This is a genomic window from Metaclostridioides mangenotii (assembly GCF_017873185.1).
GTDB classification, from domain to species: domain Bacteria; phylum Bacillota; class Clostridia; order Peptostreptococcales; family Peptostreptococcaceae; genus Metaclostridioides; species Metaclostridioides mangenotii.
The window spans coordinates 62,902-80,246 of record NZ_JAGGJX010000001.1 but is presented as its reverse complement, the minus strand read 5'-3'; the positions used below and the strand labels follow the sequence as shown (position 1 = coordinate 80,246).

27 protein-coding genes are annotated in these 17,345 nt (G+C 29.4%); 9 read left to right on the top strand and 18 right to left on the bottom strand.

The genetic code is table 11. From position 1 onward, the window contains the following. Positions 1-553: 553 nt before the first annotated feature. The 17 genes from J2Z43_RS00455 to J2Z43_RS00380 form a co-directional block, all read right to left on the bottom strand. Positions 554-1,303, bottom strand: a complete 750-nt coding sequence (locus J2Z43_RS00455; RefSeq protein WP_209455363.1) for a hypothetical protein — start codon at positions 1,301-1,303, stop codon at positions 554-556. 168 nt (positions 1,304-1,471) lie between these two features. Next, positions 1,472-1,975, bottom strand: coding sequence for a hypothetical protein (locus tag J2Z43_RS00450; protein ID WP_209455362.1), 504 nt, complete (start codon positions 1,973-1,975; stop codon positions 1,472-1,474). A 10-nt stretch (positions 1,976-1,985) separates the two neighbouring features. Continuing rightward, positions 1,986-2,345 carry a RusA family crossover junction endodeoxyribonuclease gene (locus J2Z43_RS00445; protein WP_209455361.1) on the bottom strand — a complete coding sequence of 120 codons (360 nt, stop codon included), beginning with the start codon at positions 2,343-2,345 and terminating at the stop codon, positions 1,986-1,988. Between the two features lie 80 nt (positions 2,346-2,425). Continuing rightward, on the bottom strand, positions 2,426-2,653 hold the full coding sequence (locus J2Z43_RS00440) for a hypothetical protein (protein WP_209455360.1): 228 nt from the start codon (positions 2,651-2,653) through the stop codon (positions 2,426-2,428). 85 nt (positions 2,654-2,738) lie between these two features. Continuing rightward, the gene (locus J2Z43_RS00435) at positions 2,739-2,888 is read right to left on the bottom strand and encodes a hypothetical protein (protein WP_209455359.1); all 150 of its coding nucleotides are present in this window, start codon (positions 2,886-2,888) and stop codon (positions 2,739-2,741) included. After that, a complete protein-coding gene (locus J2Z43_RS00430; RefSeq protein WP_209455358.1) occupies positions 2,869-3,006 on the bottom strand; it encodes a hypothetical protein in 138 nt (45 codons plus the stop codon). Before J2Z43_RS00430 ends, J2Z43_RS00435 begins: the two co-directional genes overlap by 20 nt. A 40-nt stretch (positions 3,007-3,046) precedes the next feature. Beyond that, on the bottom strand, positions 3,047-3,484 hold the full coding sequence (locus tag J2Z43_RS00425; protein ID WP_209455357.1) for a hypothetical protein: 438 nt from the start codon (positions 3,482-3,484) through the stop codon (positions 3,047-3,049). A gap of 349 nt (positions 3,485-3,833) precedes the next feature. Next, positions 3,834-4,754: a PD-(D/E)XK nuclease-like domain-containing protein gene (locus tag J2Z43_RS00420; RefSeq protein ID WP_234925907.1), complete on the bottom strand. Its 921-nt coding sequence runs from the start codon at positions 4,752-4,754 to the stop codon at positions 3,834-3,836. A gap of 19 nt (positions 4,755-4,773) precedes the next feature. Beyond that, entirely contained in the window at positions 4,774-5,028 is a 255-nt protein-coding gene (locus J2Z43_RS00415; protein WP_209455356.1) for a hypothetical protein, read from the bottom strand. A 2-nt stretch (positions 5,029-5,030) separates the two neighbouring features. Further along, positions 5,031-5,348, bottom strand: coding sequence for a hypothetical protein (locus J2Z43_RS00410; RefSeq protein WP_209455355.1), 318 nt, complete (start codon positions 5,346-5,348; stop codon positions 5,031-5,033). Position 5,349: 1 nt separating this feature from the next. Continuing rightward, positions 5,350-5,472: a hypothetical protein gene (locus J2Z43_RS14950; RefSeq protein WP_268828371.1), complete on the bottom strand. Its 123-nt coding sequence runs from the start codon at positions 5,470-5,472 to the stop codon at positions 5,350-5,352. A 28-nt stretch (positions 5,473-5,500) separates the two neighbouring features. Continuing rightward, positions 5,501-5,665 carry a hypothetical protein gene (locus tag J2Z43_RS00405; protein WP_209455354.1) on the bottom strand — a complete coding sequence of 55 codons (165 nt, stop codon included), beginning with the start codon at positions 5,663-5,665 and terminating at the stop codon, positions 5,501-5,503. Positions 5,666-5,692: 27 nt separating this feature from the next. Further along, a complete protein-coding gene (locus tag J2Z43_RS00400) occupies positions 5,693-5,893 on the bottom strand; it encodes a helix-turn-helix domain-containing protein (protein WP_209455353.1) in 201 nt (66 codons plus the stop codon). A 54-nt stretch (positions 5,894-5,947) separates the two neighbouring features. Next, positions 5,948-6,142: a hypothetical protein gene (locus tag J2Z43_RS00395; RefSeq protein ID WP_209455352.1), complete on the bottom strand. Its 195-nt coding sequence runs from the start codon at positions 6,140-6,142 to the stop codon at positions 5,948-5,950. Positions 6,143-6,205: 63 nt separating this feature from the next. After that, positions 6,206-6,418 carry a phage antirepressor KilAC domain-containing protein gene (locus J2Z43_RS00390; protein ID WP_209455351.1) on the bottom strand — a complete coding sequence of 71 codons (213 nt, stop codon included), beginning with the start codon at positions 6,416-6,418 and terminating at the stop codon, positions 6,206-6,208. Between the two features lie 6 nt (positions 6,419-6,424). Continuing rightward, positions 6,425-6,997 (bottom strand): ORF6N domain-containing protein, encoded by a 573-nt coding sequence (locus J2Z43_RS15230; protein WP_330617419.1) that lies wholly within the window; start codon positions 6,995-6,997, stop codon positions 6,425-6,427. Then, positions 6,994-7,224 carry a helix-turn-helix transcriptional regulator gene (locus tag J2Z43_RS00380; RefSeq protein ID WP_327786907.1) on the bottom strand — a complete coding sequence of 77 codons (231 nt, stop codon included), beginning with the start codon at positions 7,222-7,224 and terminating at the stop codon, positions 6,994-6,996. The genes J2Z43_RS15230 and J2Z43_RS00380 overlap by 4 nt, the downstream gene beginning before the upstream one ends. A 163-nt stretch (positions 7,225-7,387) precedes the next feature. Here J2Z43_RS00380 and J2Z43_RS00375 point away from each other — a divergent pair, with 163 nt between their 5' ends. From J2Z43_RS00375 to J2Z43_RS00340, 8 genes are all read left to right on the top strand, one after another. Then, complete coding sequence (locus tag J2Z43_RS00375; protein ID WP_209455350.1) at positions 7,388-7,783, top strand: helix-turn-helix domain-containing protein; 396 nt, start codon at positions 7,388-7,390, stop codon at positions 7,781-7,783. Between the two features lie 14 nt (positions 7,784-7,797). Then, positions 7,798-8,229 (top strand): ImmA/IrrE family metallo-endopeptidase, encoded by a 432-nt coding sequence (locus tag J2Z43_RS00370; protein WP_209455349.1) that lies wholly within the window; start codon positions 7,798-7,800, stop codon positions 8,227-8,229. 11 nt (positions 8,230-8,240) lie between these two features. After that, positions 8,241-9,383 (top strand): DUF262 domain-containing protein, encoded by a 1,143-nt coding sequence (locus J2Z43_RS00365; RefSeq protein ID WP_209455348.1) that lies wholly within the window; start codon positions 8,241-8,243, stop codon positions 9,381-9,383. Continuing rightward, the gene (locus J2Z43_RS00360; protein WP_209455347.1) at positions 9,376-10,131 is read left to right on the top strand and encodes an MAE_28990/MAE_18760 family HEPN-like nuclease; all 756 of its coding nucleotides are present in this window, start codon (positions 9,376-9,378) and stop codon (positions 10,129-10,131) included. Before J2Z43_RS00365 ends, J2Z43_RS00360 begins: the two co-directional genes overlap by 8 nt. A gap of 74 nt (positions 10,132-10,205) precedes the next feature. After that, positions 10,206-11,714 carry an Eco57I restriction-modification methylase domain-containing protein gene (locus tag J2Z43_RS00355; RefSeq protein WP_209455346.1) on the top strand — a complete coding sequence of 503 codons (1,509 nt, stop codon included), beginning with the start codon at positions 10,206-10,208 and terminating at the stop codon, positions 11,712-11,714. 118 nt (positions 11,715-11,832) lie between these two features. Further along, positions 11,833-13,359: a recombinase family protein gene (locus tag J2Z43_RS00350; RefSeq protein ID WP_209455345.1), complete on the top strand. Its 1,527-nt coding sequence runs from the start codon at positions 11,833-11,835 to the stop codon at positions 13,357-13,359. Positions 13,360-13,378: 19 nt separating this feature from the next. Next, positions 13,379-13,528: a spore coat protein CotJB gene (locus J2Z43_RS14630; RefSeq protein WP_268828370.1), complete on the top strand. Its 150-nt coding sequence runs from the start codon at positions 13,379-13,381 to the stop codon at positions 13,526-13,528. Positions 13,529-13,554: 26 nt separating this feature from the next. Beyond that, positions 13,555-14,127, top strand: a complete 573-nt coding sequence (locus J2Z43_RS00340; protein WP_209455344.1) for a manganese catalase family protein — start codon at positions 13,555-13,557, stop codon at positions 14,125-14,127. A 149-nt stretch (positions 14,128-14,276) separates the two neighbouring features. On the opposite strand, the gene dut is transcribed toward J2Z43_RS00340, so the two are convergent. After that, positions 14,277-14,711: a dUTP diphosphatase gene (gene dut, locus J2Z43_RS00335; RefSeq protein ID WP_209455343.1), complete on the bottom strand. Its 435-nt coding sequence runs from the start codon at positions 14,709-14,711 to the stop codon at positions 14,277-14,279. A 284-nt stretch (positions 14,712-14,995) separates the two neighbouring features. Between dut and J2Z43_RS00330 the strand changes: the two genes are divergently transcribed. After that, positions 14,996-17,221 carry a type IA DNA topoisomerase gene (locus tag J2Z43_RS00330; RefSeq protein WP_209455342.1) on the top strand — a complete coding sequence of 742 codons (2,226 nt, stop codon included), beginning with the start codon at positions 14,996-14,998 and terminating at the stop codon, positions 17,219-17,221. The last annotated feature ends 124 nt before the right edge of the window (positions 17,222-17,345 follow it).

Here is a 17,345-nt window from a genome sequence, read left to right as displayed (position 1 = left end):
GAACTATCTAAGGTACTCCCTTATTTAGTCCATATTATTCTGGCTAGGTAGCTAATCCCTTTAACGAATCCTAGCCAGTTATGAAATTGTATGTAGTGGAATATCTTTCCACAATACAATTATCTCATGTTTTTATTGCAAAATCCGGAAGTAAAACGGCAATTAGTTTAAATAATTCAAAAATTAGTTTGGCGCAATTTGATAATACTTAAATAAAAAAACACCTTAAAAATAAGGTGTTTTTTTATTTAGTATCTACTACTAGAATTATTTGTCAGATACGTAATTATTAATTATATCTATACACACTTTAGAAAATTGATATAAACCAATACTTAGAAATATACTACCTATCGATAAGTACATATTTATATTCCCTCTAAGTATCTCCAAAGATTCCTTTGGGTCTAATCCTATATGTTCACTATAAAGATTTAGAAAATAAAGACCCCATTCTGAACTTTTTATTATAAAATATATACCTATAATAATAAAAGAAATATTCAACCATACAATAATTACGCTGCTTTTTTTAATATTTAATTTATTCATTTTACTTTGTCACTAAGTACTCTAATCCATCACAAACACCAGTACTTAACCTTTTAGGACTATTTGCCGTTACTGTTTTAGTAGTAGACTCGCCTGAATGAAGCATAGTTGTAAGTTTACCAGTAACTTGATTATAGTATGGTTTAAAAGCAACGTACCCTATCTTTTTAGCAGGCACTCTATGTGTTGTTGTTACAGATCTACTTAATGATGTATTCCAACTAAAACCAGCTCCAGCTCTTACTTTCTTTTTCATAGTTGCATCAAGACTAATCGAAAAAGTTTCACTTATAGTCGCACTATTAGACACTGATATAGTAGCTCCTTTAGATCCACCCGCAACATCCTGTGTTAATTTTTTTGCCGAGCCAGTTATTTGTTTTGAACTAGTCTTTTTAAAGAAACTTTCTATTCTAGGTTGTATTGTAGGTTCTTCATTAATAGGAACGCTTTGAGTGAATTTTAATAACGCTTCATCAATCGATAGTTTAACTGTTTCTCCATCCTGTGTTTCGAAAACATCATAAACTTTTTCATTAGTAACTTCATTTAATAGAAATTCCTCACCTGTCACGTCATCAATGGATTTAATCCATTCTTCAGATTGTTCATCTGGTTCTAAATTATTTACTATATATGTAGATTCTGATTTTATAGCTTCCATAGCATGCACATTTGGGGCTATCGGAGTTACAAGTATAGTTGTTGCCATCGTAGTTGCTAAAATCTTATTAATTCTGTTATTTTTCATATAAACCTCCCAGTATAGTTTTTTATTATACTTAATTTGTTATAAATTAACATTAATATATTTATTATTCAATAACCTTGACATAACTGGTCATTAAAATGTACTAACTGGTCAATTAGATGTAAAATTCTAGATTACTTTTATATATTATGGCAATTTAATTATATCTCAGTTTTTTTTATTAATAATCATATCAAATAAATTTGGCTCTTCCTCTTTAAAAATTTCACTCCCGAACAATATTATAGCTACACCTTTCACTGCTTCGTTTTTCTTGTTTCTTAGTTGCCTTTCACAGTAGTTTGTTATGTCAATTATTTGTTGCCAATCTAAACCTTCTATGTATTTCGATTGTATTATTAACTTATGTATTGGGCTAAGATTACTAATAGCCCTGTCTATTTGAGTTATAAGACTACTTTCCTCATCAATCTCTTTTTCTAATTCCTCTATCCTACTCAAAGTCCTAATAACATCTTCCTCAACCTCTTTAGAAATTTTATTAGTTGGAGATACTTTTACTTTGTCATATATAATAGCTTGTGTTGTATAATCACACTTTAAAGTTTCTTTAAGCCTTTTTAATTCTTCCAAATGTAGTTTTAATTCCCTATATCCTTTTAGCAGCTTTTCTGTAAACTCAATACAATCTTTTTCTAAATCGTTAGCCATAACATCACTCCTATATATCTTCTATAGTTACCTCAATCCTTGCTTCATCGCTATAATATTTACTAGCATGTAACTCACATATGTACCTATCATCTTTGAAGGCTTTACCATTTAATCCATCTAGTACAGCCTTAACCATGTTGTCTATATCTTTCTTTGTTGGTCTTAAGTAACTCGGTTTCTTAGGTTTCTCAGAATAAATATCTATACTAACTTTAATCAGTCCCTCAAAATAATGTCTCTTACCATACAAGTACTTGATTGACTGTTCAAAATATCTTGTTTTATCTGTCGTTCGAGCATGTCCATTATGAAATCTTGGTCTGTCCTTGCTGACACACTCTCCTGGTATTGTAAATTCTTCTTTCAATTCTTAACCCTCAATTTTATGTATTTTAGAAGGTACTTATATATCTAAAGCACCCCCTAAGTGCCTTAATGTAAACTCTATTACTTCCTTTCCAAATCATCTTTAATTAAGTTGTCTAACCCTATTTGACTTTTTAAATATATATTTTCCTTAGTAAGATCAATACATCTATTAAATACATCATCAGACAATTCCTTGTCCTCTAAATGTTTTCTATATTCTACAATCCTACCTGCTATAAATGCCACTATGATTAAAATAATGACTAACAGGATAATAGCTAATATACTTCCTAAATCATTAATCATTTTCTCACTCCAATACTTATTGTATTTATATAAGGTTATTACTAGCTTTAAAGTATAATTTTTTCTCTATACTTTTTATAATCTTCTATATATTATTACTATATGGAGAAGTAATATTTATGATATAGCTTATATCGTATCTAATCAGTGTTTTCTTATCTCTAATAATGAACACCGAAATTAACGCCCCTATCCCTATCAAGACAAGTATTATTCTAGTTGCTATAATAATCATAAAGTTCACCCTCCAGATCTCTCTCAGCCTTATTAAACGCTTCCCATTTACTGTAACCTTGAATAAGCCATAGTTCTAAAGTTCTATCTATCCATATACTTAAATCACTTAATTCCATTTATTAATCACCTTTCTAGAGTGGTCGTCACCCTCTGAATTTATAAAGCCCCTGCTCTTTCTCTTTCCATCAACTCTAAATTTCTTTTCTCTATTTCACTCATTTCATTTTGTTTTATATCTATACTGCCATTCTCTTTCATTTGATATTGCTGCCAGTTTGTTATTGTTATAATCCTGTACTTAGTCGTAGACTCCCAACTTAGAAACTCTACCTCCTTTAATAATTCAAGACATGTTCTTATATTCTGCGTGCTTACATCATTTGCACACCTCTCTTTAATCTTCGCTAAAGATGTTAAAGTTTGTCCTGGCTTTAAGATTATTTGTTTTCCATCTACAATAACTTTGTTTTCCTTATGATTAACTATAAGCAATAAAGAAATAAGTATATCTCTTTGCTTAGAATTTAAACTTAAATAAGTAGGACTATTTAAAATCTTTCTATGAAGTTTTATCCAACCAACATCTTTATTCAAATAATCCCCCTACCTTTCTACTTAGCTAGTAATATAAATAAATATATATATTAATAACACTTCTTAATACTTCTTGTTTGTTGTTAGTTACTTTGTTAGTTCGATTGTTAGAAGGGTTTGTTAATTGATAGTAAATAACAAACCCTTAGCCATTGAAATTTCAATATCTTCTCTGTTTGTTAGACAAGCTTGTTAGTTCGATTGTTAGTTGCTTTGTTAAGCGTTTGTTAGTTGTAAATAATTGACCTCTTATTTACGTTTGTATTTCAATACTTCTAGACCCTATTTTGCTTTGTTAGCGATTAAACTATAGTTATCCACAACATCGAATTATCCACAGCCTATTTTTTTATAATTCTGTAAAACTAATTGGACCTTTTAATACTTTAGTATTTCTGCAATAATCGCAACATTCGCACCTAGTTGGTTCTACTAAACCGTTCTTAACTTCTACATCGCTATCTGTTTCAAATACTGATTTCTCAGTAGACTTAATTTTGAACCAGTCCTCTCGTTTTGACATGCCATCTTTTAAACTAGCATAAATATTTCTAAGTCTCATGAAATCACTCTCGCTAAATGCCTCAGAATTACAACCTATAGTTTCCTCAAGCATTTCTTTTGTTACGCTGAATTTATCCTCAAAAGTCTTAACCATCTTTCTTACTCTATCAATCAGAGGTTCAGGGTTAGCACCTTTTAAAGTTAATTCGCACTGTTCAATAGCACTGTCTATTACGTCTCCTGGTATAACACCTAGTATGCAAGCTCTCAGTCTCCTAGCACCTTGATTAGCAACTGTTTCGTATATATCTCTTGGATCTGTTAATGCTTTATTCCCGAATTTATTTGATGTTCTAACATGCGGTACGCTAAATATTTTGCATTGTCTCGTGTTCGTTTCTAAATCCCAAGCATATGCCATTACTTGGCTTTCGCCATTCTTTTGCTCAAGTTCTATAATTCCATAATCAAGGTTACCCCAATTCTGTGCTAATGCTTCAGCTAGTCTTATACTTGGACCAGTTACTTTTTGCCCACCTCTTGGGTATTCATACATACTTTGTTCCGCTAGACTTTTCCTTTGGCAAGACTTTAGTATTCGATTAAATGCTTCTACCTCGTCTCTTGGGAATTTCTTTGCTATTATCATTGCTGCTTGTACTTCTTGAGCTTGCCTTGTTGTAACCATTTCTTTTGTTGCACTAAGCTCTTTGTTTTGAACTTGCATATTGCTGTTCTCATATATATTTGCTACTTGATTATTCATAATTAATTCCCCCAATATATTAATGTTTTAATTCCTTCTCTAGCTTTGTAAGATTGCTTTTATAAGCAAGGACAAAGCCGTCTATATAACTTCCTTCGAAGCCTTTAGTTAAATCAATTAGATGTTTATTTAAATCTACTAAACTATAATTTTGTTTATATCTTTTGGTGAATGCTTCTAAGCCATTGATATAACCCATTTTATAGTCTTCATCGATATAGTTTGTATCTAATTTTGTTAGTAATATATCTGTTTCTAAATCTTGTATTTTCATAATTATGCCTCCTGTGGTATAATTAACGTAATTATATTTTGTAGTTCTTGAATTGAGTCGTTGGAGCGGCTCTTTTCTTTTTGCTCTTCTCTTTCTTGTGTTAGTACTAGATCTTTTCTAATTATCTTTGCCATTTTAAGTTGCGATTTTAAATCATTTACAACTAATTGCTGATTTTCTATTTTGCCCTCATCTCGTGAACAATATTTAACTGCAGTTCGCTTAATTTCTGACAATCTTATTTCATTATCTTTTAGCATTTCCTCTACTGTGTTAATATTCGAATCAACAACCATCATGCTTCCTTTTAACTTGTCCATTTTATATCCACTCCTTTAACTCAGATTTAGCGTTTTCTATTACATTTACACAATCTACGTAGTGCTTTAGAGACGGTCTTTCTTTGTGTTTGATACAACCTATTAGATATGTTATAAAGTTCATTTAATTACCTCCTATACTTGTCTATTTTTTATTTATGTTCCAACTCTAAAATCCTATTATATTGTTGACTGTTAACCTCTTCTAGTTCTGCGATCCTATCGTATATATGATTAATGTTATAAGTTGCTACTGCTCCTATTGTTAAACTTGATAATATTAAAATTCCTGTTATTATTTTTGATAATTTGTTCATTTAATTTACCTCCTAATTAAATTTCGCCTACTTTTTTACTAATTGATTTATATTTACAGATAATATACTAGCTATATCAAGTAATTTGCTTGCTTTTACTTCTCTTTGCCCTTGTTCATATTTGGTTATTGCGTGAACCGATAGATTTAATTTATCAGCTAACTCTTGTCTAGAAATTCCTTTCTTACGTCTAAAGTATTTAATATTTTCTCCTATAGAAATTTTCATCATCTCCAATTATTAATAAGCTTGTCCATTTTATTTAAAGAAGTGCCGAAGCACTTATATATAAATCCCTTCGTTAGCTAATCCTTGCAGTATTTCTATAACTACATCTCGTATATCATCTAACACTTGTTTTTGCTCATCCTCTGTATTGCGTGCATAGTTCGCAAAAAACCTACATTTATCAACATGGTGCAAACTATCATATATTTTTCCATCTTGCTCTACATCATTAGCTATTAATTCAACCATGTTATCACCCCTTTTTTACATAGATATGCTTGAATAAATTTGTCCCATGTCATTTCATATTTCTTAATTAATTTGTATATATCCATCTTTCTCAAGTAACCCAATAATCTTATCTATCCCCTTGCTCGTTAAGTATGTTTTATAACTATCTTCTAATGCACCTCTATAAAGATATTGACCGCTTTGTCTCCTAATCATTAACCCTTGTTCTATGTACTTTTGATATGGAGAATTATCTTGTCTTAAGAATCTTTTATTTCTTAGATACTCATACATGTTATTTCAGCCGAGCCCTATGATTGCTATTGCCTTTGCAAAATCATCAATCGTGCTTAATCCGTTGCTGTCTAAATATACAGACCATTTTTCAGCTTTTGGCTGAAATTCTAATATTTTCTGATCTTTTTCTTTACGTTCTAATTGAAGCTGCTTATTCTCCTTGACTTGTAATAACAACTGTTCAAGTGCTTGTTCGTAATCAGCTGGCAATTGCTGTTTATTTTCCTTAACTTTGAAATATGTTTCTTCCAAATTATCAAATTGCTCCCATGCTTTATCTGTGTCTAAGATTTTGCAATGTCTGTTTGCTCCTCTTTCTGTCCAAAGGTAAAGTTGACTTACAAACTTAAGGCTTTCATCTTTAAGATGAATACCTTTGAACTCTTTCAATTCCTCACCTTCAAGCAAATAATAGTGTTTATTCTTTTCAAAATTCTTCTTATTTCTGTTAAAGTTGTTACTTATGTTTTTTACATCTGTTCCATATACCTCTGCGAGTAATTCTGTTGTTATTACATTTTGTTTTTTAAAATTAATTGGTATTAAGTTATTCATATTTATCTCCTTTCTTTTCATATACATTTGGTAATTTTATTGTCAAAAAAAATTAAGTTTACGTCATCTAAATCTAATTTTAATATTATCGATATTTTATCTATCTCTTGTCTTGTGAAGTCAGTCTTACCATTTTCCTTTAAACAATATGTCTTTTCTGTTAAATCAAGACCTTTAGCAACATCTTTTTGCCTAAGCCCTAATAAAACTCTTTTAGATTTTAAAATTTTTACATTTATTTCAATCACCCTCTTTATTTACTTACCAATTGTATAACTACATTATACTTATACGTTCGGTAAGTGTCAATACATATTTTAACATTTATAACTTATTTATTATAAATTTGGTAATAACGGTTTACATTTTTGTAAATTATTTTATACTTTTGGTAAGGGAGTTGATATACATATGGAAAGTTTAGGAGAAAGAATAACGAGGTTAAGAAAAAAATCAAATCTTAGCCAAAGAGAACTTGCGGATAAAACAAACTTAACAGAAGCTACGTTATCTAGATATGAAAATGATCTTAGAGAGCCTAAAGGTGAAGTGATAGTAAAAATAGCAAATGCTCTCGATGTTACTACTGATTATTTATTAGGAAGAACTGATGAGATAAATGTTAAAAAAGAAAATAAAAATACAAGTGATGAAAAGGAAATAGAAAAAATAATTGATGAACTTTTACAACAAGATGATTTAATGTTATGTGGTCAAATAGCTGATGAAGACGATTTAATTGCCCTTAGAAATTCTCTAAGACTTACTATAGATATATTACAAAAAAAGAATAAAAAGAAGCACTAGGAGGGCGTTGCTATTTGAAAATAAAAAAAAATGTAATTGAATTGGTAAATAAATGTAATAGTAGAAATGTTTATGATATTTGCTCATGCCTCGATATAGAAATAATAAAACATGATTTAAATAATATAAAAGGTTATTACACGAGTTTAGAAGGTCAAAAAGCTATTATATTAAATAATCGCCTTCCTTATGAAGAAGAGGAAATTGTTTTAGCACATGAGTTAGGACACATAAATTTACATAGCAACTCTAATATATGTTTTTTAACTAATTATACATATTCGAATACTAACAAATTTGAAAACCAAGCAAATAAGTTTGCGTTAATGGTTTCAGACAACGACCTATTAGAAATAAAAGAAATGAATTTCAATTTAGAACAAATGGCTTGTTACTTCAGAGTTCCTTTAGAACTTTTGGAATTTAAATTCAACCATAAAATATAGGAGGTAATATTATGCTAATAGAAACACCATTAAGAAAAGAATTAATAGAAAAAAGAAAAGAAATACAAACTAACCAACTTTCTATGACTGTTGGAGAACTAATGAATTTATATGAAGAGAATGAAATAAACTTAGATCCAGATTACCAACGACTTTTTCGCTGGGACGAAACACAACAAACAAACTTTATAGAATCAATTTTACTTGGATATCCTATCCCTGCAATATTCGTGCTTCAAAGCGAGAATGGAGTTTGGGATGTTATAGATGGTGTTCAAAGATTATCAACTATTTACCATTTTGTAGGAAAATTAAGAGATAAAGATACAAACAATATAATAGAACCTCTAAAACTAAAAAAGGCAAAAATATTGACTAATCTTGAAGGAAAATATTATAACAATGATGAATTTAATGAGGATAATTCTCTTGATCACTCATCACGTATTGATTTTAAAAGATCAATTATTAGCGTACTTATTGTTAAAGATGGTACCTCTGAACAGTCTACGCTTGAATTATTTAAAAGATTAAATACTGGTGGATCTAAATTATCTAATCAAGAAGTTAGAAATGCAATTATATTAAAATCTAATAGCGAGGTATATTCAAAACTTGATCAATTTTGTAAAAGTGATAAGTTCATTAACTTTATGTCACTTCCAGATTCTAGGACTGAGTTAGGTTTTGATATGGATATAATCACTAGATTTATAGTAATGAGAAATTATAAAAATATAGAAAATGTAAAGAATTCAGATGATATAAATTCTTTCCTTGATGATGCTATAATTGATATTGTATCTAAAACAGATTATAATGTTGAAAATGATATTAATGTATTTACAAAACTAATTGATTTCTTATCCGAGAATATCAGTGAGGATTATGGGTTTAAACTTTATAATGAATCGAAATCCAAATATATGTATGGTTTTAATTGGTTAGTATTTGAAATAGTTGTATGGGGATTGACAGTAATTAATAACATTGATGATGCAGCTAATAACGTCAGTATAATCATTCCAGAAATTCAATCTATAAAGGGTATTGGTGAATTTTTAAAATCAAAAGGAAAACCAAGCGTAGTAAGAGTTATCGAGAGATTAAAAATTGCAAAGGAAGAATCTGAGGCGGTATTTAAATATGAATAGTTACAATGAAGTTGATTTAGAAACTTTTCTGGCAAAGCTAGATGAGGAATTATCAATACGCAAAAAGGAAATAATCAAAATGAAAGATATTGTTGATTCTACAAATGATAATCTATCAAAACTAATACTTATGAAGAACTTTTATGTATCCATATATGCTCATTATGAAGGATACTTTAAATCAACATTTTATTTGTTTCTTGAATTTATGAAAACAGTAGTCGTCGATAGAGATAATATTAACCTTTACCTAATTGCCCTTGCATCTATCACTAGTTTTGAACAACATGTATCGCAGAATGTTCAATCAAATAGGCTAATCGAAATTATTGACAACATTTATACTAATAATTCCTCTAATATTTTTAATATAAGAGATAAGGATAAATTTATTTTAAACCATAGTACAATAGAATCTATATACAAGCTTCTTGGTATTAAAGCAGATAGTTTAGATTTTCCATTTCAAGAACTTGGTGTACTATATGGGCGAAGAAATGTACTTGCGCATGGAGAAGTTAATTCTGAGAGATTCAATGTATTCTCGAGCAATAATCCCAGTAAGATTTCTGATAAGCATATAAATAATGCATACGTTCTTTGGTTTGACGCCTATGATCTTGTATTGTCATCACTAGATAAAATAAAAAATACTTTCTTTAACTATATTAATGATAAAATTTATTTAAAAGAAATTGAATATATCGCTGATTCTGCTCTTGAGGTAGCAATTACAAGTGAGGTTTAATTTTAACTATAGCTTTTTATCTCTAACTATAGTAGAATTTTATATAAGAAAGATGCTTAATAGGAGAACTGATAATGAATAATCTTATAGACTTAATAATAAAAACACAAAAAAAATACTTGTCATATAAAGAAAAAAAATACTTAAAGAGCAATTCTCAGTTTTTTACTCCTGTAGATACTGCATATAAAATGATTTCTACTATTGACTTCAATAGGTTTTCAGATAAAGAATCACTGAATATTTTAGAGCCTTCAGCTGGATGTGGTATATTAATTGCAACTCTTTTAGAGTGCATTATTAAAAAATGTAAAAATATAAAAAAAATATATATTTGTGCATTTGAACTAAATAAAGAACTCTCTAATATTTTAATTGAAAATTTACATACTATAAAAAAAGACTTTGAAGAAAATCATAATATAATTATCTCATTTAATGTTACTAATGGAAATTTTATTACTGAAAATAGAGAGAATTGGTTAAATAAAAAAGCTGCATATGATATTATAATTTCAAATCCTCCCTATAAGAAAATTAACAAAACTTCTGAGGAAGGTATTATAATGAGTGATATAGTGTATGGCCAACCTAACCTTTACACACTTTTTATTGCTATGTCACTATCAATGTTAAACTTTAATGGTACATACACAGTACTAAGTCCGAGAAATTATTTAAATGGTATATACACGAGCAAAATAAGAGATTACATATTTAATGATTTTCAAATAAATCATATTCATTCCTTCGAGAAAAGGAATATGTTTAAATCTGTAAATCAGGAAGTAATTATTACAACATTTTCAAGAAAAAATGATATTAATAAAGTACAAATTTCATATAATGGGCATAAAGGCTTTTCTACAAATGTACAGGATTTAATTCTTAAAAAGAATAACTCAATTTTAGTTATACCTAAAACAAAAAGTGAGATTAAACTATTAAAAGCCTTTAAAAAATTAAATTTTTCTCTTAAAGATTTAAACTTAAAAATTAATGTAGGGCCTGTTGTACAGTTCAGAAATACTGAATCTATTAGAAGGGATATTCAAAAAACTGGTTATGCCCCTCTACTTATAGGTAAAGATATTCAACCTGAAAATATAATTCAATACTATAGTCGAGAAAATAATTTAAATAGAGATACTCACAACAAATCAATCAGTCTAAATAATAGATACTTAATTAAAAACTCTAACTATCTACTTATACGAAAAGTGGTTGCCAAAGATGATACTGATGTGGTTGTCTCTTCTGTTCTGCATAAAAGCTATTTTAAGTGTGATTTATTGGGAATAGATAATAATTTATTATATATTAATTCTTTGGATAAAGAACTCACACTAGAAGAATGTTATGGTTTATACTGTTTTATTAATTCAAAGCAATTTAAGGATTTCTATTTTTTAATAAATGGAACTCATACAATTAATGTAAGTGACTTTGAAAATATAAAATTTCCTAAACTGGATATCATAAAATTAATGGGTAATGAACTTATCTTAGATAAAGATTACAGCGAACAAAATTGCTCAAATTTAGTTGAAAAAAATGTAGGTATAAATCAAATAAATAATTAAAATAAAGCTAAGAATTAGTCTTAGCTTTTTTAGTTTATTTATATGAAAACCTTATTACTGATAATAGAAAAAAATGGTAATATAATTAATATAGACGAGTTTTAAGGGGGGATCACATATGAATGTAGCAATATACTTACGTAAGTCTCGTGCTGACTTAGAGGCTGAACAAATAGGAGAATTTGAAACTCTAGCTAAACACAAAGCTACTCTAATTAAAGTAGCTAAAGATAAAAATTTAAACATAGTAAATATCAAAGAAGAAATAGTGTCAGGTGAATCGATAACAGCGCGTCCAAAAATGATCGAGTTACTTAACGAGGTAGAAGATGGCAAATACGATGCAGTCCTAGTTGTGGATATTGACCGTCTCGGACGTGGTAACATGAAAGATCAAGGTGTTATATTAGAAGCATTCAAAAATAGTAACACAAAAATAATCACACCTCAAAAAACCTATGATCTGGATGACGAATTAGACGAACAGATGACAGAATTTCAAACTTTCATTGCTCGACAAGAACTCAAAACTATAAAAAAGAGAATGTTGAGAGGACGAAAAAAGAGCTTTGAAGATGGGAAGTTTATATATTCTACTCCACCTTTTGGCTATGATGCCATTTACAATAAAAACGGTGAAAGAGCAATAGTTCCAAACCAAGACTCTGAAATAGTTAAATTGATATACAATCTATATATAAACGAAGAATTTGGATCTGGATATATAGCTAAGTATTTAGATAGTTTAAACATCAAACCCGAAAGATCTAACAACTGGTCACCAGTTACAATAAGGAAAATTTTATCCAATAAAACTTATTGCGGTTATTTGAGTTACGGAAGGACTGTACAAACTAAAAAAATTAATGAAAATGGTAATCTAATACACAAAAGAAATAATAAAAACGATATTGAATATGCAAAAGGAAGACACCAAGCAATTATATCGGAGGATATATATAACAATGCGCAACGAATAATGTCTAGTAAATCTAAAATTACGAACCCTGGCGGTATATACTCCGTTCAGAATCCTTTTGCGGGTATAATGAGATGTAAAAAATGTAGATCCATATTAAAACGAAATGCTAATAATGGCGGAAAAATATATTTGAAATGTAGAAATGAGTGCGGTAATAGATCGACTCAATTAGAATTTGTGGAAGAAAAAATATTATCTTATCTGAATGATATTCTTGAATCTTATAAAATTAAAATAGATAAGAAAGAAATAAAAAACAGAGACTTGAATGATCCTGCTAAAACCACTAAACAAATTCTAGTTAAACTTGAAACTGAGTTAAAAGACCTAGAAACTCAGAGAAATAACTTGTACGATTATTTTGAGAGAAAAATTTATGACGAAGATACATTTATAGAACGTTCTAATTCAATAAAAGATAGAACAGAAAAAGTTAAACAAGCAATAGTTGATGTTAATTCAAAGATTCCTAAAAATAAAAAAAGTGATGCTGAAATTATGGAAGGAATAAAAAACGTGTTAGAAGTTTACCCTTATGCTAAAAATGCAAAAGAAAAAAACAAGCTATTGAAAAGTATTGTCCAAGAGATAGAATACTATAAAGAAGACAGCTATGAAACAGATCAATTTGATGCATATATAAAATTAAAACTTAATAACTAATTCTGATACCCTAAGTTACTTGGAAATACTATTGTATATCAAAAGGCACTTAGGGTATGCTTATGAAAATCAATACGGACCTTTAACTAACTTTGGATATGCACCAAGTAGATCTCCATGGCAGTGGAACGATGAGCCTTGGCCTTGGGAAAAAGAATTTAACGACTAAAATATGTATATGGAGGATTATTATAAATGTGGATATATCAGAAAACTTTACAGCACCCTGTTAATCTGAAGAATAAAGATCTTAAAATGGCAAAATTCTTGATTACTCAATTTGGTGGCCCAAATGGAGAATTAGCTGCTGCAGTAAGATATTTAAGTCAAAGATATACAATGCCCACTGGTAAATCAAAGGCATTGTTGACAGATATTGGTACAGAGGAATTAGCTCATGTTGAAATGATTGCAACTATGGTATACCAACTTACTTCTGATGCAACACCAGAAGAACTAAAGGCCGCTGGATTAGGCTCAAATTACGCACAAAATGGATATGGTATTTTCCCTAGTGACGCTAATGGAGTTCCTTTTACTACAGCTTATATTGCTGTTATGGGCAACCCTATAACCGACCTACACGAAGATATGGCAGCAGAGCAAAAAGCTCTTTCAACTTACTATCAACTTATAAATTTAACTGACGATGTAGATGTAAAAGAAACTCTTGGATTTTTGGGTCAGAGAGAGATAATTCACTATCAAAGATTCGGTGAAGCTTTAATGGATGTTTACGATTATGAAGAAAGTCAAAAAACATTTTAAATCTATTTAATTTTATTTAGATCAATTTAAATTTAAATGATTATTCTATATAAGGGCCTTGTTATAAGAGTTCCTATTTAATCTAATGTAGTGTCATTTACTAATAAAAAATGGCGGTACTGATTTAATATCAGACCGCCATTTTTTGTCTATTTAAGTCCAGTAGATCCAAATCCACCTTCTCCTCTAACAGAGTCGCAAAGTTCTTCAACTTCAACAACATTTATATCGTATATTGGTTTAACTACCATTTGAGCTATCTTCATATGTTTTTCTACTTTAAAATTGTCTTTGCCATGATTTATCATAATAACTCCAATTTCACCTCTATAACCTTCATCAATTGTTCCTGGGCTATTTAACAGTGTTATTGAATTTTTAAGTGCTAGCCCACTTCTAGGTCTCATCTGAGCTTCTGTCCTCTCTGGTAACTCAATTGATATTCCTGTTTTTATAAGTTTAGTCTCTCCACTTTTTATAACAGCTTCTTCTATAGAATATACATCCATACCCGCATCTCCTTTGTGTGCAAAGTTTGGAAGTTTCGCGTCTTGATTTAGTTTTTTCACTTTTAATGTGTACATAGTCTACCTCTTTTCTTGTATTTATTACTTTTTAATTGTTAGTTGTATAACTTAAATTATAACAAATTAATTCGTTTTTACATACATGTATATAGAGAAATTCTTTTTTATTGTTTAATCAACATAATTTTGCTAATATACACAGTATTTTCAATTACTTTAGCAGATAGCTTTCGATTTTCATCTCATTTTGGTATAATATATAGTATAATGTTATGGCTGTGAATCAGTCATTTATTTTTTGTAATATAGAATTATCTATATATATTACAAAGGAGGTTGTTATGAAACTTGTTTTAGCCGAAAAACCGTCTGTTGCTAAAACTATAGCTTCCTTTCTAGGAGCTAAAACTAGGAGTGACGGATATTTTCAGGGAAATAACTATATTGTTACATATGCGGTAGGTCATCTTGTATCACTATATGATATGAAAGACTACGATAAAGATAAGTACTCAGGATCATGGAAGATGAATAACTTCCCTTTCTTTCCTGATAAATTTAAATTTAAAGTGGATAGCAGTAAGAAAAAACAGTTTAATACAGTTAAGGAACTCTTGAACCGCGATGATATTGAATATGTAATCAACGCTACCGATAACGACAGAGAAGGAGAGTTAATTTCTTTTCTGGTATTTTTACTTGCAAAAAATAAAAAACCTATTAAAAGAATTCTAGTAAATGAATGGACACCTGAAGATATAACACGAGGTCTTGATAATCTTAAAGACAACAGTGAGATGATAAATCTTCAAGCAGCTGGGTATACGAGACTTATTACCGATTGGCTTATCGGCATTAACTTTACATCTGCTGCAACTCTTAAATATGGAAATGGTAAACTTTTAAATATAGGTAGGGTTATTCTTCCTACTGTAAAATTGGTTTACGATAGAGATATGGAGATACAAAACTTCGTTCCTAAAATTTACTATGAAATAGAAGGACTTTTTAAAAGCCAAAATGGTGAATACAAAGGAAAGCTCACAATAAAAAAAGAAACTAAATTTGATACTTTAGATGATGCAAACAAAGTTATAGATACAATAAAATCTGATAAAGGTACTATAGCAGATAAAAAAGTTACTATGAGTAAAGAGTATGCTCCCAAACTTTTCAGTTTGACATCACTTCAAGGTTATATAACATCTAAGTATGCAAGCTTCACTTCTGACAAAGTTCTAAACGTCTGTCAGAGCCTTTATGAAGGTAAAGGTAAAGGTGGTTATATAACTTATCCTAGAACTGATTCAATGTATTTAGAGGAAAGTTTAGTTTCAAAAGTTGAACAGACTCTTAGTAGATTAAAATCTGGACTTAGTTATGAAAATAAAATTAAATTTAGCAAAACTAAAAGGGTATTTGACTCATCAAAAGTTGATTCCCACAGTGCTATTATACCTACATATATTGTTCCAACTAACTTAACTCCAGATGAGGCAATAGTGTACCACACTATTAAAGATAGATTTATAGCTAACTTTATGCCTCCAGCTGAGTACGAAAACACGGAGATAAAAACTGATGTAGATTCTAACATCTTCGTAACTAAAGGTAAGGTTTTAAAAAGTAAAGGCTACTTAGAGGTTTACAATAAAGAAGAAAAAGACAATTTACTTCCTATGGTAAACAAAGATGATGTTGTAGATGTTTTGAGTATTACGCCACAAGAAAAACAAACTACTCCACCAAAGCCATATACTGAAGATACCCTGCTTAAAGCAATGAAAAACTGTGGTAAAAATGTTTCAGATGATGATACTGCAGTTCTTTCTGGATACTCCATTGGTACTTCAGCTACAAGAGCTGACGTTCTAAAAAAGATAGGTCAAGTTGGATATGTAAACAAAAAAGGTAAAGCGTATTCTATAACTCAACTCGGTAAAAATCTAGTTGAGATTTTCCCTGTTAAAGATCTACTTGATGTCGACTATACAGGTAAACTTGAAAAGAGCTTAAGCGATATTCAGAAGGGTAGCTATACAAAAAAAGAATACTTGACCAACATAATGAATTTTATATACCAAAATGTTGAACTTATTAAAAGTGATTCTTCTAAAAATATTAATACTGAAAGCTATATCTTTAATCCAAAGACAAAAAAATTCACAAAAAAATCCACTAAATTTCCTGGTTCTACTAAGAGTTCAAAATCATCTTCATTAACTAGTGAAGTCTCTAACTCTAAAAGTAGTGAATCAGATAAATCAAAAAATTCTCTTGGTAAATGCCCTGTTTGCGACCATGATGTTTACGAGTTTGAAAAAGGATTCTTTTGCGAAAATTATAAAGAATGTAAATTTGGTGTTTGGAAAAACGATAAGTATCTCGCTTTTTATAAGAAAAAACCTAATAAAACTATGGTTAAAAGTTTGCTAAAAAAGGGTGAGGCTAGCGTTAAATCGCTTACAAATAAAAATGGCAATAAATTTGATGCCGTTTTAAAATATGAAAAAAATCCAAATAATAATATGTTTTCATGGAAAATTGAATCTTTTGAAAACAAATAGTGAACTTAGGGAAGGTGGCTTTAGCAGTTGTTTTGTACATATATGGACGCATTTTGTTACATAACAATAACTACTATAGCCATCTCCTTTTTTATGGATAACTATATCCAGACACATAATTTTA

What these genes read in the sequence shown, in the direction of transcription:
- J2Z43_RS00455 (WP_209455363.1), bottom strand. Translation starts at nt 1,303, where the DNA reads ATGAAAAATAACAGAATTAATAAGATTTTAGCAACTACGATGGCAACA.
- J2Z43_RS00450 (WP_209455362.1), bottom strand. Translation starts at nt 1,975, where the DNA reads ATGGCTAACGATTTAGAAAAAGATTGTATTGAGTTTACAGAAAAGCTG.
- J2Z43_RS00440 (WP_209455360.1), bottom strand. Translation starts at nt 2,653, where the DNA reads ATGATTAATGATTTAGGAAGTATATTAGCTATTATCCTGTTAGTCATT.
- J2Z43_RS00435 (WP_209455359.1), bottom strand. Translation starts at nt 2,888, where the DNA reads ATGATTATTATAGCAACTAGAATAATACTTGTCTTGATAGGGATAGGG.
- J2Z43_RS00430 (WP_209455358.1), bottom strand. Translation starts at nt 3,006, where the DNA reads ATGGAATTAAGTGATTTAAGTATATGGATAGATAGAACTTTAGAACTA.
- J2Z43_RS00420 (WP_234925907.1), bottom strand. Translation starts at nt 4,754, where the DNA reads ATGAATAATCAAGTAGCAAATATATATGAGAACAGCAATATGCAAGTT.
- J2Z43_RS00415 (WP_209455356.1), bottom strand. Translation starts at nt 5,028, where the DNA reads ATGAAAATACAAGATTTAGAAACAGATATATTACTAACAAAATTAGAT.
- J2Z43_RS00410 (WP_209455355.1), bottom strand. Translation starts at nt 5,348, where the DNA reads ATGGACAAGTTAAAAGGAAGCATGATGGTTGTTGATTCGAATATTAAC.
- J2Z43_RS14950 (WP_268828371.1), bottom strand. Translation starts at nt 5,472, where the DNA reads ATGAACTTTATAACATATCTAATAGGTTGTATCAAACACAAAGAAAGA.
- J2Z43_RS00405 (WP_209455354.1), bottom strand. Translation starts at nt 5,665, where the DNA reads ATGAACAAATTATCAAAAATAATAACAGGAATTTTAATATTATCAAGT.
- J2Z43_RS00400 (WP_209455353.1), bottom strand. Translation starts at nt 5,893, where the DNA reads ATGAAAATTTCTATAGGAGAAAATATTAAATACTTTAGACGTAAGAAA.
- J2Z43_RS00395 (WP_209455352.1), bottom strand. Translation starts at nt 6,142, where the DNA reads ATGGTTGAATTAATAGCTAATGATGTAGAGCAAGATGGAAAAATATAT.
- J2Z43_RS00390 (WP_209455351.1), bottom strand. Translation starts at nt 6,418, where the DNA reads ATGTATGAGTATCTAAGAAATAAAAGATTCTTAAGACAAGATAATTCT.
- J2Z43_RS15230 (WP_330617419.1), bottom strand. Translation starts at nt 6,997, where the DNA reads ATGAAAAGAAAGGAGATAAATATGAATAACTTAATACCAATTAATTTT.
- J2Z43_RS00375 (WP_209455350.1), top strand. Translation starts at nt 7,388, where the DNA reads ATGGAAAGTTTAGGAGAAAGAATAACGAGGTTAAGAAAAAAATCAAAT.
- J2Z43_RS00365 (WP_209455348.1), top strand. Translation starts at nt 8,241, where the DNA reads ATGCTAATAGAAACACCATTAAGAAAAGAATTAATAGAAAAAAGAAAA.
- J2Z43_RS00360 (WP_209455347.1), top strand. Translation starts at nt 9,376, where the DNA reads ATGAATAGTTACAATGAAGTTGATTTAGAAACTTTTCTGGCAAAGCTA.
- J2Z43_RS00355 (WP_209455346.1), top strand. Translation starts at nt 10,206, where the DNA reads ATGAATAATCTTATAGACTTAATAATAAAAACACAAAAAAAATACTTG.
- J2Z43_RS00350 (WP_209455345.1), top strand. Translation starts at nt 11,833, where the DNA reads ATGAATGTAGCAATATACTTACGTAAGTCTCGTGCTGACTTAGAGGCT.
- J2Z43_RS00340 (WP_209455344.1), top strand. Translation starts at nt 13,555, where the DNA reads ATGTGGATATATCAGAAAACTTTACAGCACCCTGTTAATCTGAAGAAT.
- dut (WP_209455343.1), bottom strand. Translation starts at nt 14,711, where the DNA reads ATGTACACATTAAAAGTGAAAAAACTAAATCAAGACGCGAAACTTCCA.
- J2Z43_RS00330 (WP_209455342.1), top strand. Translation starts at nt 14,996, where the DNA reads ATGAAACTTGTTTTAGCCGAAAAACCGTCTGTTGCTAAAACTATAGCT.